Annotated in this window: 12 protein-coding genes; 9 read left to right on the top strand and 3 right to left on the bottom strand. The window is 74.4% G+C overall.

What is annotated here, in order from left to right; genetic code table 11:
- Nucleotides 1-2: 2 nt before the first annotated feature.
- The 3 genes from ACFTWP_RS00605 (at nucleotide 3) to ACFTWP_RS00595 (ending at nucleotide 4,157) form a co-directional block, all read left to right on the top strand.
- Nucleotides 3-1,133, top strand: a complete 1,131-nt coding sequence (locus ACFTWP_RS00605) for an ROK family protein (RefSeq protein WP_380261085.1) — start codon at nucleotides 3-5, stop codon at nucleotides 1,131-1,133.
- A 337-nt stretch (nucleotides 1,134-1,470) separates the two neighbouring features.
- Nucleotides 1,471-3,438 carry an FUSC family protein gene (locus ACFTWP_RS00600; protein WP_380261083.1) on the top strand — a complete coding sequence of 656 codons (1,968 nt, stop codon included), beginning with the start codon at nucleotides 1,471-1,473 and terminating at the stop codon, nucleotides 3,436-3,438.
- Nucleotides 3,439-3,545: 107 nt separating this feature from the next.
- Nucleotides 3,546-4,157 (top strand): hypothetical protein, encoded by a 612-nt coding sequence (locus tag ACFTWP_RS00595; protein WP_380261081.1) that lies wholly within the window; start codon nucleotides 3,546-3,548, stop codon nucleotides 4,155-4,157.
- A gap of 15 nt (nucleotides 4,158-4,172) precedes the next feature.
- Here ACFTWP_RS00595 and ACFTWP_RS00590 read toward each other — a convergent pair whose 3' ends face one another.
- Nucleotides 4,173-5,117, bottom strand: a complete 945-nt coding sequence (locus tag ACFTWP_RS00590) for a LysR family transcriptional regulator (RefSeq protein ID WP_380261079.1) — start codon at nucleotides 5,115-5,117, stop codon at nucleotides 4,173-4,175.
- A gap of 172 nt (nucleotides 5,118-5,289) precedes the next feature.
- Between ACFTWP_RS00590 and ACFTWP_RS00585 the strand changes: the two genes are divergently transcribed.
- From ACFTWP_RS00585 to ACFTWP_RS00565, 5 genes are all read left to right on the top strand, one after another.
- Nucleotides 5,290-6,333, top strand: coding sequence for a zinc-dependent alcohol dehydrogenase family protein (locus tag ACFTWP_RS00585; RefSeq protein ID WP_380261077.1), 1,044 nt, complete (start codon nucleotides 5,290-5,292; stop codon nucleotides 6,331-6,333).
- A gap of 949 nt (nucleotides 6,334-7,282) precedes the next feature.
- The gene (locus ACFTWP_RS00580) at nucleotides 7,283-8,107 is read left to right on the top strand and encodes a p-hydroxycinnamoyl CoA hydratase/lyase (RefSeq protein WP_380261075.1); all 825 of its coding nucleotides are present in this window, start codon (nucleotides 7,283-7,285) and stop codon (nucleotides 8,105-8,107) included.
- Nucleotides 8,104-9,666 (top strand): AMP-binding protein, encoded by a 1,563-nt coding sequence (locus ACFTWP_RS00575; RefSeq protein ID WP_380261073.1) that lies wholly within the window; start codon nucleotides 8,104-8,106, stop codon nucleotides 9,664-9,666. Before ACFTWP_RS00580 ends, ACFTWP_RS00575 begins: the two co-directional genes overlap by 4 nt.
- Before the next feature lie 232 nt (nucleotides 9,667-9,898).
- Nucleotides 9,899-10,645: an SDR family NAD(P)-dependent oxidoreductase gene (locus tag ACFTWP_RS00570; RefSeq protein ID WP_380261071.1), complete on the top strand. Its 747-nt coding sequence runs from the start codon at nucleotides 9,899-9,901 to the stop codon at nucleotides 10,643-10,645.
- Between the two features lie 173 nt (nucleotides 10,646-10,818).
- Nucleotides 10,819-10,959, top strand: coding sequence for a hypothetical protein (locus ACFTWP_RS00565; protein ID WP_380261069.1), 141 nt, complete (start codon nucleotides 10,819-10,821; stop codon nucleotides 10,957-10,959).
- Between the two features lie 90 nt (nucleotides 10,960-11,049).
- Here the strand turns inward: ACFTWP_RS00565 and ACFTWP_RS00560 are convergent, their stop codons facing one another.
- Both ACFTWP_RS00560 and ACFTWP_RS00555 read right to left on the bottom strand, forming a co-directional pair.
- A complete protein-coding gene (locus tag ACFTWP_RS00560; protein WP_380261068.1) occupies nucleotides 11,050-11,865 on the bottom strand; it encodes a maleylpyruvate isomerase family mycothiol-dependent enzyme in 816 nt (271 codons plus the stop codon).
- Nucleotides 11,866-12,074: 209 nt separating this feature from the next.
- A complete protein-coding gene (locus ACFTWP_RS00555; RefSeq protein WP_380261066.1) occupies nucleotides 12,075-12,968 on the bottom strand; it encodes a DUF3592 domain-containing protein in 894 nt (297 codons plus the stop codon).
- A 407-nt stretch (nucleotides 12,969-13,375) separates the two neighbouring features.
- Between ACFTWP_RS00555 and ACFTWP_RS00550 the strand changes: the two genes are divergently transcribed.
- Complete coding sequence (locus tag ACFTWP_RS00550) at nucleotides 13,376-13,657, top strand: hypothetical protein (protein ID WP_380261064.1); 282 nt, start codon at nucleotides 13,376-13,378, stop codon at nucleotides 13,655-13,657.
- Nucleotides 13,658-13,784: the final 127 nt, after the last annotated feature.

Raw genomic sequence — 13,784 nt, 5'->3', positions numbered from 1 at the left:
GCATGAGTACGCCGCACGTCGCCCCGGCCGGAACCAACCTGGTCGGGCTGCGCGACCACAACGCCGCCCTGGTCCTGGGGCTGCTGCGGGGCAGGCCGGAGGGCGGCAGCCGGGTGGAGCTGGCAGCCGAGACCGGACTCACCCCGCAGGCGGTCGGCAAGATCGTCACCCGGCTGCTCACGGACGGCACGGTCGAAGAAGCCGGCCAGGCCGCCTCCACCGGCGGCAAACCCCGCACCCTGCTCCGGCTGCGCCCGGACGCCGGCTGCGCCGTCGGAGTCCACCTCGACCGGGACGAACTGACGGTGCTGCTGGTCGACCTGGCCGGCCGGCCCCGGTACCGGCGGACCGTCCCGGTGGACACCGCCCGAGGCCCCGCGCCCACCGTCGAGCTGATCGCGGACCAGGTACGTGCCGCCGCCACCGAGGCGCCGCCGGGCGCCCGGCTGCTGGGCGTGGGCGCGGGCTGCCGCGGGCCGCTGGACCACGGCAGCGGAGTGCTGCACTGGTTCAGCACCTTCAGCTCACCGCACGACCCGGGGACGCCCGGCTGGGACAGGTTCCCGCTGCGCGACGCACTGGCCGCCCGGCTCGCCGGGCTGCCCGTCGTGGTCGACAAGGACACCAACGCCGCCGCGCTCACCGAGGCCCCCGGAGCCGCCGCCGCACCCGGCAGCGGCGTCGCCTACATCCACCTGGCCGGCGGCCTCGGCGCCGGCCTGCTGCTGGACGGCGTCGTGCACCGCGGCGCCCGGACCAACGCCGGCGAGTTCGGCCACCAGACCCTCCTGGTCGACGGGCCGCTCTGCGACTGCGGCAACCGCGGCTGCCTGGAGGCGCTCTGCCTGGCCGAACTGCGCCGCGCCGACCACGCCGCCGCCGCCCGCCTGGTGGGCGTCGGCGTGGCCAACCTGGTCCGGGTGCTGGACGTCGACCGGGTCGTGCTCGGCGGCCGGGTGATCCTCGAACGGCCCGAGACCTACCGGGCGGGCGTGGCCGAACAGCTGCGGGAGCGCATCCCGGACGCCCGCTGGCAGCCGGTGGCGGTGTCCGTCAGCACGGCCGGGCCCTGGGCGGTCGCGGCCGGAGCGGCCGAACTCGTCCTCGGGCCCGTCTTCGGCCGCCGCGCCTAGGGCCCGCCCCGGCACACGGTGCCCGATGCCCGGTCGCCCGATGCCCGGCGCACGGTCGCGCGGTCCGCTCGGCGCCCTGCCCCGGCCCGCGGTCGGGCGCCGCCGGCGACCCGACCCGGCAGGGCGGGACTCGCCCGCGGGCCGACATCCGGCTGTAACCGAGCGGCAGCAGTGCCGACCAACAAGCCCGATAACCTGCGGGAACACCCTGACCGAGACCCCGGCCGAGGGCCCCTGCACCGAGCGCCCCACACCGAGGGCCCCGGCCCAGGATCTGCGGCCCGGGTTCCCTGGCCCGAGGAGGAACGTGGGCGCGCGTCCTGACGGATCGACACCGGTGACCCCGGCCGAACGGCTGCCGAACTGGCTCGTCCACCCCCTGCGCTGGCAGCGCGGGCCCCTGCCGCGCCCCGCGATGGCCCGCGGCGCCCTCGCCATGGGGCCGCTGCTGGCGGCCGCCCTGCTCACCGGACACCACCAGGCCGGCGTGCTCGCCGGCCTCGGCGCGATGTTCGCCGGGATCAACGACCGGCCGGGCACCCGCCGCCTCGGACTCGTCCAGATCGGCCTGCCGGCCCTCGCCGGCGCCACCGGACTCGTCCTCGGCGGGCTCCTCGGACAGCAGGCCGGCTGGTGGCCGCTGCTCCCGTTCTTCCTCCTCGCGCTGGTCTCCGGCGCGGTCAGCGTCGCCGGCCCGGTGAGCTCCGCCGGCGCCGTCCAACTGCTCGTCCTCGCCGTCGTCGGCGCCGGAATGCCGCTCACCACCGGCCCGGCCACCGGCCCGGCGTGCTACCTCGCCGGGGCCGGCTGGCTGCTCGCCCTGCGGCTCCTGCCGCACCCCGGGCAGCGGGCCGGCGGGCGCCACCACGACGAGCGGCTGGCCGTCGCCGCCGTCTTCCAGGCGCTCGCCGACGCCCTGGACGCCGTCGGCACCCCCGGCGCCGAAGCCGCGCGCCGCCGCCTCACCACCGCACTCGACCAGGCCGACCTCGCCCTCCGGCTGCACGGGCTGCTGCGCCTGCCCGGCCGACCCGGCGCGGCCACGGCCCGCCTCACCCGCCGGTTCGCCGCCGCCGCGGCCCTCTGCGAGGCGAGCGTCGCCCTGCTCTGGGAGGGGCAGCAGCTGCCGCCCCGCGTCTCCGCCGGGCCCAGGCGACTGGCCGAGGCCGTCCGCGCCGACACCGACCCCGGCCGGCTCTCCGCCCCGGCGGCCGGCAGCGCGGCGCGCAGCGCCTTCGACGCCGCCGTCCTCCAGGCCTGCCTCGCCTTCAGCTCCACCCCGTCCGACCTCGACGCCGAGGGTGAGGGCGCCGCTGAGGGCGCCGTCGTCACCGACCGCCACAAGCCGCTCGGCCGCACCGCGTGGACGGGAGGGCTCGGGCGCGGCGTCCACCCGGCCGGACCGATCGGCCGCGCGTACGGACTCCGGGTCGCCGTCTGCGTCACCGCCAGCGCTGCCGTCGCCCTGCTGCTCGACGCCGACCACGGGTACTGGCTGCCGGTGACCGCCGCCTTCCTGGTGAAACCCGACTACGGACCGCTGTTCTCACGCACCGTCAACCGGCTCGCCGGCACCCTGGCGGCCGTCCTCGCCGCCACCGCCCTGGGCGCACTCACGGGCTGGTGGGCGGTGGCGGCGCTCGTCGGCTGCGGCGTCCTGATCCCCTTCGCCGCCCGGCACTTCGCCCTGCAGACGGCCGTGGTCACCGTCACCGTCCTGTGCTTCGCCGGCGTCGGCGGCGACACCGGGGCGGCCGGCTCCCGGCTGGCCGACACGGCGATCGCCTGCGCCATCGTGCTGCTGGTCGGCCACCTGCCCCGGCTGGCCGACGCCGGGTCCCGGGTCGGGCACCGCTCCGCCCACGCGCTGCGGCACACGCTGCGCTACGTCGACCACGTCCTGGCGGCGCCCGCCGACGAGCGGCACGCGGGCGAGCGCGCGCAGCTGCGCCGGGCCGCCTACCACTCGCTCTCGCAGGCCCGGGCCGCCGCCGAGGTCTCCACCGCGGAGCTGACCGCCGGAGCGGACCGCGACTGGCTGGCCGTGACGGCCGGTGCGGAGCGCATCGCGGACGCCGCCACCGCCTGCTCCGTCCGCCTCGGTCACGGCCGGCCGCTCCCGCCCGGCCCGGCCGCACGTCAGGTCACCGAGGGCCTGGCCGCCCTCGCCGACGCCCTGGAGGGCCGCGGCGCCGCCGGCCGCCCCCCGGCCTTCACGGCCGACTGCCGCACCCTCGGCGACATCCACACCGAACTGGACCTCATCGGCGCCCTGCTGCTCGAACCGGCCGGCGCGAGCCGCTGACCTCCGCGGAGCCGGGGCCGAACTCCCGCGTCCCGGGGGCTTCTCGTGATCGCCGCGGTGCGGCAAGCTGGGCTGGGCGTGATCAAGAGACCTGCGGGGGTATCGACATGGGGGAGCTGCGCGGCGGCTACCGGGTCCACTTCGTGCTGGCGTGGGCGCTCTGCGGGGCCGCCCTGCTGTGCATGGCCTCGACCTGGCTGCCCGGCGGGTACACCGCGCCGAAGTGGCTCGTGATGAGCCTGTTCGTCGGGCTGTTCCCGGTCTTCGCCGTCGCGCTGTTCCGCGGCGCGGGCCTGGCCCGGGTGCTGGGCCGGGGCGATGCCCGACACCTCGTCAGGTACGTCCTGCTGCTGCCACGCGTCCTGCAACTCGCCTACCCGGTGGTCGTCGGGGCGTGCCTGCTGGGCTTCGCGACCGGTGCCGGTACGGCCCAGGACGTGCGGGCGGACGCGTCGGGCTACTACTACACCTACTGGAACACGACCGACCAGCCGCAGCACAGCAGCAGGGTCGAACTCACCGAGCCCGAGTACCACGACGCGCTGAAGTCCCAACTCCGGATCTTCAGTGCCGGCCCGGCCCTGTTCTACGCGATCAGCACCTTCGTGGTACTCGTCTCGGCGTCGTCGGCGGCCGCCCGGACGCGGACGGCCCCGGGGCGTTCGTCCGGTTCCGCCCCCGTGGCGCCGGGGAACCGTCGGGCCCGGGGTCGCGACTGAGCACGGGGCACCGATTCACGGACGGGCACCGGTACCGGGCGCCGAATCGGCCTCCTCGGCGCCCATGAGGCGCCGCAGGGCGCGGAGCGAGGCCGCCACGGCAGGCTCGCGGGAGGTGCCCGGTCGGATGGCCGCCTCCACCTCCCGGGCCAGGCCCTGGTCCGCGACGGCACGCGAGGTGAGCGAGTCGGGGAGGCGGGTCGCGGCCAGTGCGGGCACCAGGGCGACCTGGCCCGCCGCCGCGGCCAGCGAGAGCATCGCGGAGAAGTCCGAGCAGGTGTGCCGCACCCGGGGGGTGAAGCCCCGGGCCCGGCAGGCGTGCAGGAGGGCCTGCCCGCAGGCCGACTGCGCGGGGGCCGCGATCCACTCGCTCTCCCGCAGCTCCCCGAGGTCGATCGGCCGGCCCGGCGCCCCGGCCGCCGGGTGGTCCGTCCGCAGGACGGCGACCAGCGGGTCGGTGCAGACGGGGTGCGTCTCGACGCCGGTGTACGCGGGGGCGGCCAGGTTGGTGTACCGGTAGGTCAGGGCCAGGTCGACGCCGCGGCCCAGCAGCAGCCGGACGGCGGCGTCGGGTTCCGCCTCGGTGATGTGCGGCCTCAGTTCGGGGTGCGCCAGTTCCAGTGCCCGGCCCAGCGGCGCGGCCAGCGGCGAGAGCGCGCTCGGGAAGCACGCGAGGTGGAACTCGCCGGCCGGCTGCTCGGCGCCCGTGTGCAGGCGGGCGCGGGCGCGTTCCAGGGCGGTCAGCACGTCCTCGGTGTCGCGGGCCAGGCGGCGTCCTGCGGCGGTGAGGTGGACGGCCCGGCCCGTGCGTTCCAGCAGGTGGCTGCCGGTCTCCTCCTCCAGCAGGCGCAGCTGCTGCGAGACGGCGGAGGGCGTGACGCGGTGCAGCTCGGCGACCGCGGTCACGGTGCCGTGATCCGCCAGGTCGCGGAGCAGCACCAGCCGCCGGACGTCAAGCATAAGAAGAGCTTAGCCCGAACGTGTAGATGATGTAGCTGGACGTGGGGGTGGGTGGGGGAGGAGGCTGGTCGGGAGCCTGTGCACCGTCCTGGTCACGACTCGCAGTCACACCGTGCCGGCACGCCTGTGCCGTCGCCGTTCGTCCGTACCGTCCGCAAGTGCAGGAGTCCCCATGCGTGCCACCGTGATCCACGGCCCCAGTGACATTCGGGTGGAGGAGGTGCCGGATCCGGTGGTTCGGCATGCCACCGATGCGGTGGTGCGGGTGGTGAGTGCCTGTATCTGCGGGAGTGATCTGTGGGCGTACCGGGGGGTGGCGGCTCGGGAGGTGGGGCAGCGGATCGGGCACGAGTTCCTGGGGGTGGTGGAGGAGGTCGGGTCGGAGGTGCGGGGTTTCGTGCGGGGGGATTTCGTGGTGGCGCCGTTCGTGTGGTCGGACGGGACGTGTGACTTCTGTCGGGAGGGGTTGCAGACGTCGTGTCCGCACGGTGGGTTCTGGGGGCAGGTGGGGTCGGACGGTGGTCAGGGTGAGGCGGTGCGGGTGCCGTTCGCGGACGGGACGCTGGTGGGGTTGCCGAGGGATGCGGTGTCGGACGAGCGGTTGTTGCCGGGTTTGTTGGCGTTGTCGGACGTGATGGCGACGGGTCATCATGCGGCGGTGTCGGCGGGGGTGCGGGCGGGGTCGACGGTGGCGGTGGTGGGGGACGGTGCGGTGGGTCTGTGCGGGGTGTTGGCGGCGTACCGGTTGGGTGCGGGGCGGATCATCGCGTTGGGGCGGCATGAGGCGCGGACGGATGTGGCGCGGAAGTTCGGTGCGACGGATGTGGTGGCCGAGCGGGGGGAGGGTGCGGTGGAGGCGGTGCGGGAGTTGACCGGTGGGCAGGGGGCGCATGCGGTGTTGGAGGCGGTGGGGACGGAGGAGTCGATGCGGACGGCGATCTCGATCGCGCGTGACGGTGGTGCGGTGGGGTATGTGGGGGTGCCGCACGGGGGGAGTGCGGGTGTGGACGTCGGCCAGATGTTCGGGCGCAACGTTTCGTTGCGTGGTGGGGTGGCGCCGGCGCGGGCGTACATTCCGCAGTTGTTGCCGGACGTGTTGTCGGGGGCGATCGATCCGGGGTTGGTGTTCGACCGTGCGGTGGGTCTGGACGGGGTCCCGGACGGGTACCGGGCGATGGACGCGCGTGAGGCGCTGAAGGTCCGCATCACCTTCTGACGAAACGCCCGGCCGCCCGGCGGCACCGTCCTCCGCGACGGTGCCCGCCGGGCTTCGTCCCTGCGGTGGCACCCGCCGGGTTCCGTGCACGGCGCGGAACCCCGGCCTCGCAAGCGGGAAAGGAAAACGCCCGGCCGGAATCGAGCGCACCGAATCCGACGGCCGGAATTCAGCAGCACGGATCCGGCGGAGCGAATCCCGCCGAAGGAATCCGGCGAAGCGAATCCCGTCGAACGAATCCCGTGCAGTGATTCGGGTGGAGCGGGCCGCGCGGGCCGACCGGGGCGGCCCCGATCCGCCGCCCCGGGAATCCGACCCCTGACCGTCACGGGTGAACCGTCCCCGGGGCGCGACAACAGCCATCATCGAGGAGTTCCACGCCCCCGCACCTCTTCCAACGTGCCCTCCCTTCGGCCGCCCATTCCGTTGACCGTTCCGCGCTGCGGGGAAGGGCAATCGGGAAGTAGTCGAACACACCGTCCTTTCCCGCAGACTCACGGTGTGCCGGGTCGTCGGAAGCGCTCGGGGGCCGGTGGCGGGCCCGCCGGAGGGGCACGGGACACGGGGGCCGTGCCCCGGCCGGGTCGGGGTGTCGCAGTCGAAAGGGACCGCGCCGGTGGTCGCGGGACCGGGCAGCGACTGCGACACCCGGCCGAACACGCTTCCACGACCCGGCCGTCGGGCCGGTCGGCCGGGTGCGCAGCCAGGTGGGCGAGCCGAGCGGCGGGCCGGGTGTGCGGGCCGGGTTCCGGCCGTGGCGGCACGATGGCCGGTCGGCCGGCGGACGGCAAGAGCACGCTGGGAGAAGCGGTGCGGATATGGGCCCTGTGATGCTCGTACCCGCCGGTCGCTGCACCGGGGAAAGGCCCGCCCGTAGCGACCCCAATTCCCGGCCGGACGGCCGACAGTGCCGTGAGCGCACATCGCCGAGCGAAAGCAGGAGCATCGCATGATCACGCTGGAAACCGTGAACCTGGAGATCGACGGCCCGAAGGCCACGATATTCCTCAACCGGCCCGACAAGAAGAACGCCATGAATCCCCAGATGCACCTGGACATGAACCAGGCCCTGGACGAGATCGAGGCCGACGGAAACGTCAAGGTCGTGGTCATCACCGGAAACGGCGACAGCTTCAGCGCCGGCATGGACCTGGAGGAGTGCTTCCTCAAGCCCTACGACGACCCCCAGCTCTTCTACCGCACCAACCTCGTCGCGCTCACCTGGTTCAAGCGCCTCAAGGCCTTCCCCGCCGTCACCGTCGCCAAGATCAACGGCTTCGCGTTCGGCGGCGGTGTTCTCGTCACCGGCATCTGCGACCTCGCCGTCGCCTCGGAGAGCGCCCTGTTCGGACTCTCCGAGATCAACTTCGGCATCTTCCCCGCCGGCGGCGCCTCCTGGGCCGCCGCCCACAACCTGCCTCGCAAGCAGGCCCTTTACTACATCCTCACCGGCGACACCCTGACCGGTCGCCAGGCCGAGCAGTACGGACTCGTCAACAAGGCCGTCCCCGCCGAACAGCTCGACGAGGAGACCGACCGCCTGGTGCGCAAGCTCCTGAAGAAGAACCCCGTGACCCTCCACCTCGCCAAGCAGGTCTACGAGCACAACCGCGCCACCGACCTGCCCACCGCCATCGACTACGACCAGGCCAAGCTCTGGGAGCTGTCCCGCCTCACCGGCAGCGAGTGGATCAACGTCGCCCTGAAGCAGTTCGAGAAGCGCGCCTACCAGCCCGGCCTGAGCACCTACACCCGCTCGGACAGCACGTCATGATCTTCACCAGTCCGCATCCGCCGACGCCCGTCCCGGACACGTCGTTCACGGCCTTCGTCCTCCGCCACGCCGAGCGCAACGCGGACCGGGTCGCCATCGTCGACGTGACGGGGGAGACCAGCTACACGTACGGCGAACTCGCCGCCGCGGTGGACCGGGTGGCAGCCGCGCTGCAGGCCCGCGACCTCGGCGCGGGCGACGTGGTGGCGCTGCTCGCCCCGAACCTGCCCGAGTACCCGATCGCCTTCCACGCCGCCGCGACGGCCGGCGCCACCGTGGTGGTCCTCAACCCCCTCGACACCACGGACGACCTCGCGGCCCACCTCAACGGCTGCGGCGCCCGGCTGCTGGTCACGGTGCCCGCCGAGGCGCCCCGGGCCGCAGAACTGACCACCCGCACCAAGGTCGAGGAGGTCGTGGTGTTCGGGGAGGCGGAGGGCGCCACGCCGTTCTCCGCCCTGCTGGCCCACGGGGAGTCCACCGACGCCCCGTTCGCCCCGGTGCCGGTGGAGTCGGCCCGGGACGTGGTCGCGCTGCTGCACTCCAGCGGCAGCACGGGCCACCCCAAGGGCGTGATGCTCACCCACCGCAACATGTCCGCCAACGTGCTGCAGACGAGCGTCGTCGCGCCGCTGGACGACGGCGAGACGGTGCTCGCCGTGCCGCCGTTCCACCACGCCTTCGGCCTGTTGATGACGCTGAACGCCAGCCTCCTGCAGGGCGCCACCCTGGTCACCATGCCCCGCTTCGATCCCGAGGCCTACCTGCGGGCCATCCAGGAGCACCGCGTCACCCGGCTCTACATCGTGCCCACCATCGCCGTCCTGCTCGCCAAGAGCCCGCTGGTGGACCGCTACGACCTCTCCTCCCTGCGCGGGATCGTCTCCGGCGGCGCGGCGCTGGACCCGGAGACCGCCCGTCTGGTCCACGAGCGGCTGGGCGTACGCATCGGTCAGGGGTACGGCCTCACCGAGGCGTTGGTGTCGTTCATGCAGCTCGACGGCGCCGCGGCCGGCTCGGTCGGCCGCACCAGCCCCAACATCGAGTGCAAGATCGTCGACATCACCACCGGCCGCGAACTGGACCGGAACCAGGACGGCGAGATCCTCGTCCGCGGCCCGCACGTGATGAAGGGCTACCTCAACGACGAGGAGGCCACCCGGGCGGTGCTGGAGGCCGACGGCTTCCTGCACACCGGGGACCTCGGCCACGTCGACGACAACGGCGAACTCTTCCTCGTCGACCGGATCAAGGAGCTCATCAAGTACAAGGGCCAGCAGGTCTCGCCGGTCGAACTGGAGGCCGTCCTGATGACCCATCCCAAGGTCGCCGACGCGGCCGTGATCGGCGTCCCCGACGAGGAGGCCAGCGAGATCCCCAAGGCCTTCGTGGTCACCAGGGAGCCCGCGACCCCCGAGGAGATCACCGCCTTCGTCGCCGAACGGGTCGCGCCCTACAAGAAGATCCGCCGCGTGGAGTTCATCGAGGTGATCCCCCGGACTCCGGTCGGCAAGATTGAGCGCCGGACCCTCAAGGAGCGCGAGCGCAGCGCCTCCTAGCCGCCGGGCCCGCCGCCCGGCACCGCGTGTCCGGCACCGCCTGTCCGTCACCGAGCGTCCGTCACCGCGTGCCCGTGAGTGCCCGTCACCGCGTGCCCGCCGCCCCGCGACACGCCGTCCGCGCGGAGGGTGCCGCCGTGACAAACGGTCCACGAACCGTGACAGTGGCCCGAGGCGAGTTCGACCGCAGCACATCCATGTCCCGTGGAACACCAACGACTTGGAGAACAGCATGAGCGACCTGTCCGGCCGTACCACGATCGTCGTCGGTGCCAGCCGCGGCCTGGGCCGGGGCATCGCCACGGCCTTCGCCGAGGCCGGCGCCCCGGTGATCGCCGTGTCCCGCACCGCCACCGAGTTCCCCGAGCCCGCCAACGGCTCCGGCACCATCCGCACCGAGCTCGCGGACGCCGGCGACCCCAGCGTGGCCGGTCGCCTGCTGGACGACCACGAGCCGCAGACCCTCGTCCTGGTCGCCGGCGCCAACCCGCACATGCGCCCGCTCCAGCAGCACACCTGGGAGACCTTCTCCGCCAACTGGCAGAGCGATGTCCGCATCACCTTCCACTGGCTGCGCGAGACCCTGCTCAAGCCGCTGCACCCCGGCACCCGGGTCATCGTCCTCAGCAGCGGCGCCGCCCTCGCCGGCTCGCCGCTGAGCGGCGGCTACGCCGGCGCCAAGGCCACCCAGCGCTTCATCACGGCCTACGCCCAGGAGGAGGCCGACCGCGCCGGGCTCGACATCACCTTCACCGCGGTGCTGCCCCGGATGACCCCGCTGACGGACCTCGGCCGCTCCGCCGCCCGGGCCTACGCCGCCTACAACGGCCAGACGCAGGAGGAGTACCTCCAGCAGATGGGGCCCGTCCTCACCCCCGAGATCGCCGGCGGCGCCCTGGTCGAACTCGTCCGCACCGACCCCGCGGGCCTCGCCCCCGGCTACGTGCTGACCGGCGGCGGCCTCAAGAAGCTGCCCTGACCCGCTCGCCCCGTGATCTGCCGCGGACACCCGGGGCGGGACCTGCCTCCAGGTCCCGCCCCGGGTGTCGCGTGTGCCCGCCCCGGCGCGTCCGGCGTGCGGGCGGTCGGGCTCGGGACGTCTCGGGTACCGGCGGTCAGGCTGTCGCGGCGTACGTCCGCGGCCGGGACGGAGTGTTCCGGCCGCACGGCTTCCAGGCGTTCACCGTCACCGCCTCGGGCATCGGCCGTACGACCGTGTTCCAGGACGCGGAGGTGTTCGCGCTCTTCGGCCTGCGGGAGGAGGCGGACGCCGGGTCGGGCCGAGTGCGGTGATCCGGCGGTGGAGGTGGTCGTCGACCGGGCCCACCGGCCGGCCGGCAGCTCGATGACCGTCGGGCCGCTCCTACCGAGGGCCGGGCCCGGTCACGGCGCCTTGAACAGCAGCGGGAAGCCCGCCGACAGCCAGGGCCGGCGCCCCCAGGCCAGCACCTTGCCCCGGGCCAGCGCCGAGTACGGGCCGCACCGCCCGAGCGCCATCAGGAGGAACGCGACCGGCTCGGTGCGGATCGTGCAGTCGGGGCGCCGGGCCGGACCGGGCGTCACTTCGGCGGCGCCGTCCCGGAAGGTGACGGTGAAGCGGGCACCGCCGCGCAGCCGCAGCTCGTAGCAGGCGGTGTGGCCCGCCGCCGAGTTGCCGTCGACCACCCGCGGCATGGCGGTGGTCAGGAACGGGAGGGTCAGCTCCACCCGGTGGCGGTCGATCATGTGCCGGGCCCGCACGGCGACGGCGATGTCGTAGCCGTGGCCGAGCATGTGGGTGAGCAGGTAGGAGCCCAGCGTGGCGAGGTCCATCGGGCCGAGCGGGGTGAGCATCGGATCCGAGGCCGGCCGGCGGGCGAAGGCCTCGTTGAAGGCGCGGGCCTGGCGGACGATCTCCTCGCCGAGGACGGTGCCGTCGCGCTGGGGGAAGGCGGCCAGCTCCGCCGCGTTGGCCGCGGCGAGCCCGGACGGCGTGCCGTCCCCGTAGGGCCGCTCCTCACCCGCGGCCAGGGCGGCCATCAGCTCGTTGACCAGGGCGAGGTGGGCCGCCGCCTCGCCGACCGTCCACTGCGCCCCGGGGATCGGCACGGTGGTGTCCGGGCGGTCGCGGAGCAGCGCCGCGGTGTCCTCGGCCACGCCGAGGACGGCGTCCAGGAGCGCGGTGTGCGTGGAGTCCCGGGGGATCGGGGCAAGGGTCATGGGGGTGAATCGTGGTCCAATCCGGACCGGCTGTCCAGGGCTCGGACAGGGTAAATTACCGGCGGGTACGGAATCGGATGCGGAGTCGGGGGCGGACCCCCGGGGAGCGGACCGGGGGCGGCGCGGGCGGCGCGGGCGGAGCCGGGGGCGGCGGGTCCGGAGGCCGGACGCCCGTCGGCGCGCGGGCGCGGTGCGGCCCGGGCGGTCGCTCAGGGGAGGCGCGTCGTCCGCGGGTCGTCGAGCAGACGGCTCCTCGCCTGCTCGAACTCCGAGGTGGTGAGCACCCCGCTCCGGTGCAGGGCGGTCAGCTGCGCCAGTTCGGAGGGGAGGTCCGGTGCCACGGTGGCGTCGACGCGATCCTCGGGGTGGGCGGCGCGGTCGATGGTGACATCCAGTACCGTCGGGTCGTCAGGATCGTGACGGACCGTCACCGTGCCGCCGCGTCGGAGCGGGTCGTAGACGGGGACGACGGCGGTGAAGGTCTCGGTGTGCCGTGCTCCCCGGGCGGTGGTGAAGCTGATCGTCACCCGGAGCTCCGGGTCGTCGTTGACGTGGTTGCCGGTGCCGTGGAAGTCCACGATCGTGCCGCGCACCTCCACTCCGTGCTGCGCCAGCCGCGCCGCCCTCGCGTCGGCCTGCTCCCGGAGGAGGGCCCGACGCCGGCGGCGCGGTTCCTCCAGGGTCGCCGATCCGACCGCCAGCAGGGCACTGAGGGCGGTCGAGCCCAGCAGCCACGGGTTCGGCGATCCGATCGCGTACAGCGTGCCCAGCAGGACGCAGGTCACGCCGCCGAGTACGACGGCGCCGGGGAGCAGTGAGGTGGCGGGCCCGTCGCCGACGGAGAGCACCAGGACGGCCATCAGCCCGACGGCGAAGAGGAAGAACCCGCCGATGGGCGTCAGCGCGGCCCAGACGGCGGTGGAGGCGCAGTCCGGTGGGGGATTCCTGGTGCAGCTGTCGTGCACGGACATCCAGTGCACCGCGGAGCCGACGAGCCACCCGTCGCCCGCGAGGTAGAGGGCGGCGAGGACGAGGCCGATCCAGCGGCCCGGGCTCGCCCGTGGTGCCATCCGCCTGCGGGGCGAGGAGTGCGTCGAGGTCACCGGGGGAGCATAGCGGCCGCCGGCAGTGGTCCAGTCCAATTCCCGGTTCCGTTCCGCGATGGGGGAGTTGAACACTCGATGGCGCGGAGGTGGCGGGCCGGGGAGGCGTGCGTCGGCCACCCGGCCGGCGGGGTCGGGCGCTCGGTTCCGCGCCGGCCCCCTGTCGTTCGAGGGCGGTCGTGGTCCGCGAGTGACTTGACAGGAAGGGCAGCCTTACCTAACTTGACGTCCCATGCTCTCGAACCTCCCCGCCGCCGGCCGGCACCCGGCCGCGCCCACCGGCACCCTCGCGAACCCAGCCCCGAGGCAGGCCGGCCGCCCCGGCGCCCCGGCCCCCGGCACGGGCCGGCAGCGGTCGCACGAGGGCCGCACGGCGGCCGGCGACCGGCGCGGACGGGGGCTCTGAGATGCTGCCCATCGACCCGCAGGCGGACATCGGCCGCCGCGCCTGGGCCCCCTGCCCGAACTGCCGCACGCACGAGACCTGCGAAGCCTGCCGCGCCGGCCGGAACTGCGCGGAGCACTGGCGCTACCTGCTCTCCAACACCGGCAGCCTGCTCCACCTCCAGTGCCCCGGCTGCACCGACGTCTGGGACCACGAGACGGGCTTCGGCGCCACCCGCTCCGGCATCGGCGCCTTCGTCCGACGGGCCCTCGGCCAGGGCCACCACTCCGGTCCGACCCCGTGATCCGGACGTCCTGAACCGGCGAGTCCCCGCCCGGCCCGCCGGTCTCGGTGGGCCCTGCAGCGGGCGTCGGAGCGGCCCGGCCCGCGGATCGAACGCGCGTGGAAAAGTCCGTCGACCGGACCTGTCG

The sequence above is a fragment of the Kitasatospora sp. NPDC057015 genome (genome assembly GCF_042673745.1).
In the GTDB taxonomy this organism is placed as follows: domain Bacteria; phylum Actinomycetota; class Actinomycetes; order Streptomycetales; family Streptomycetaceae; genus Kitasatospora.
Note: the sequence above shows the minus strand (reverse complement) of the source record. Positions and strands in the feature narration are given on the sequence as shown.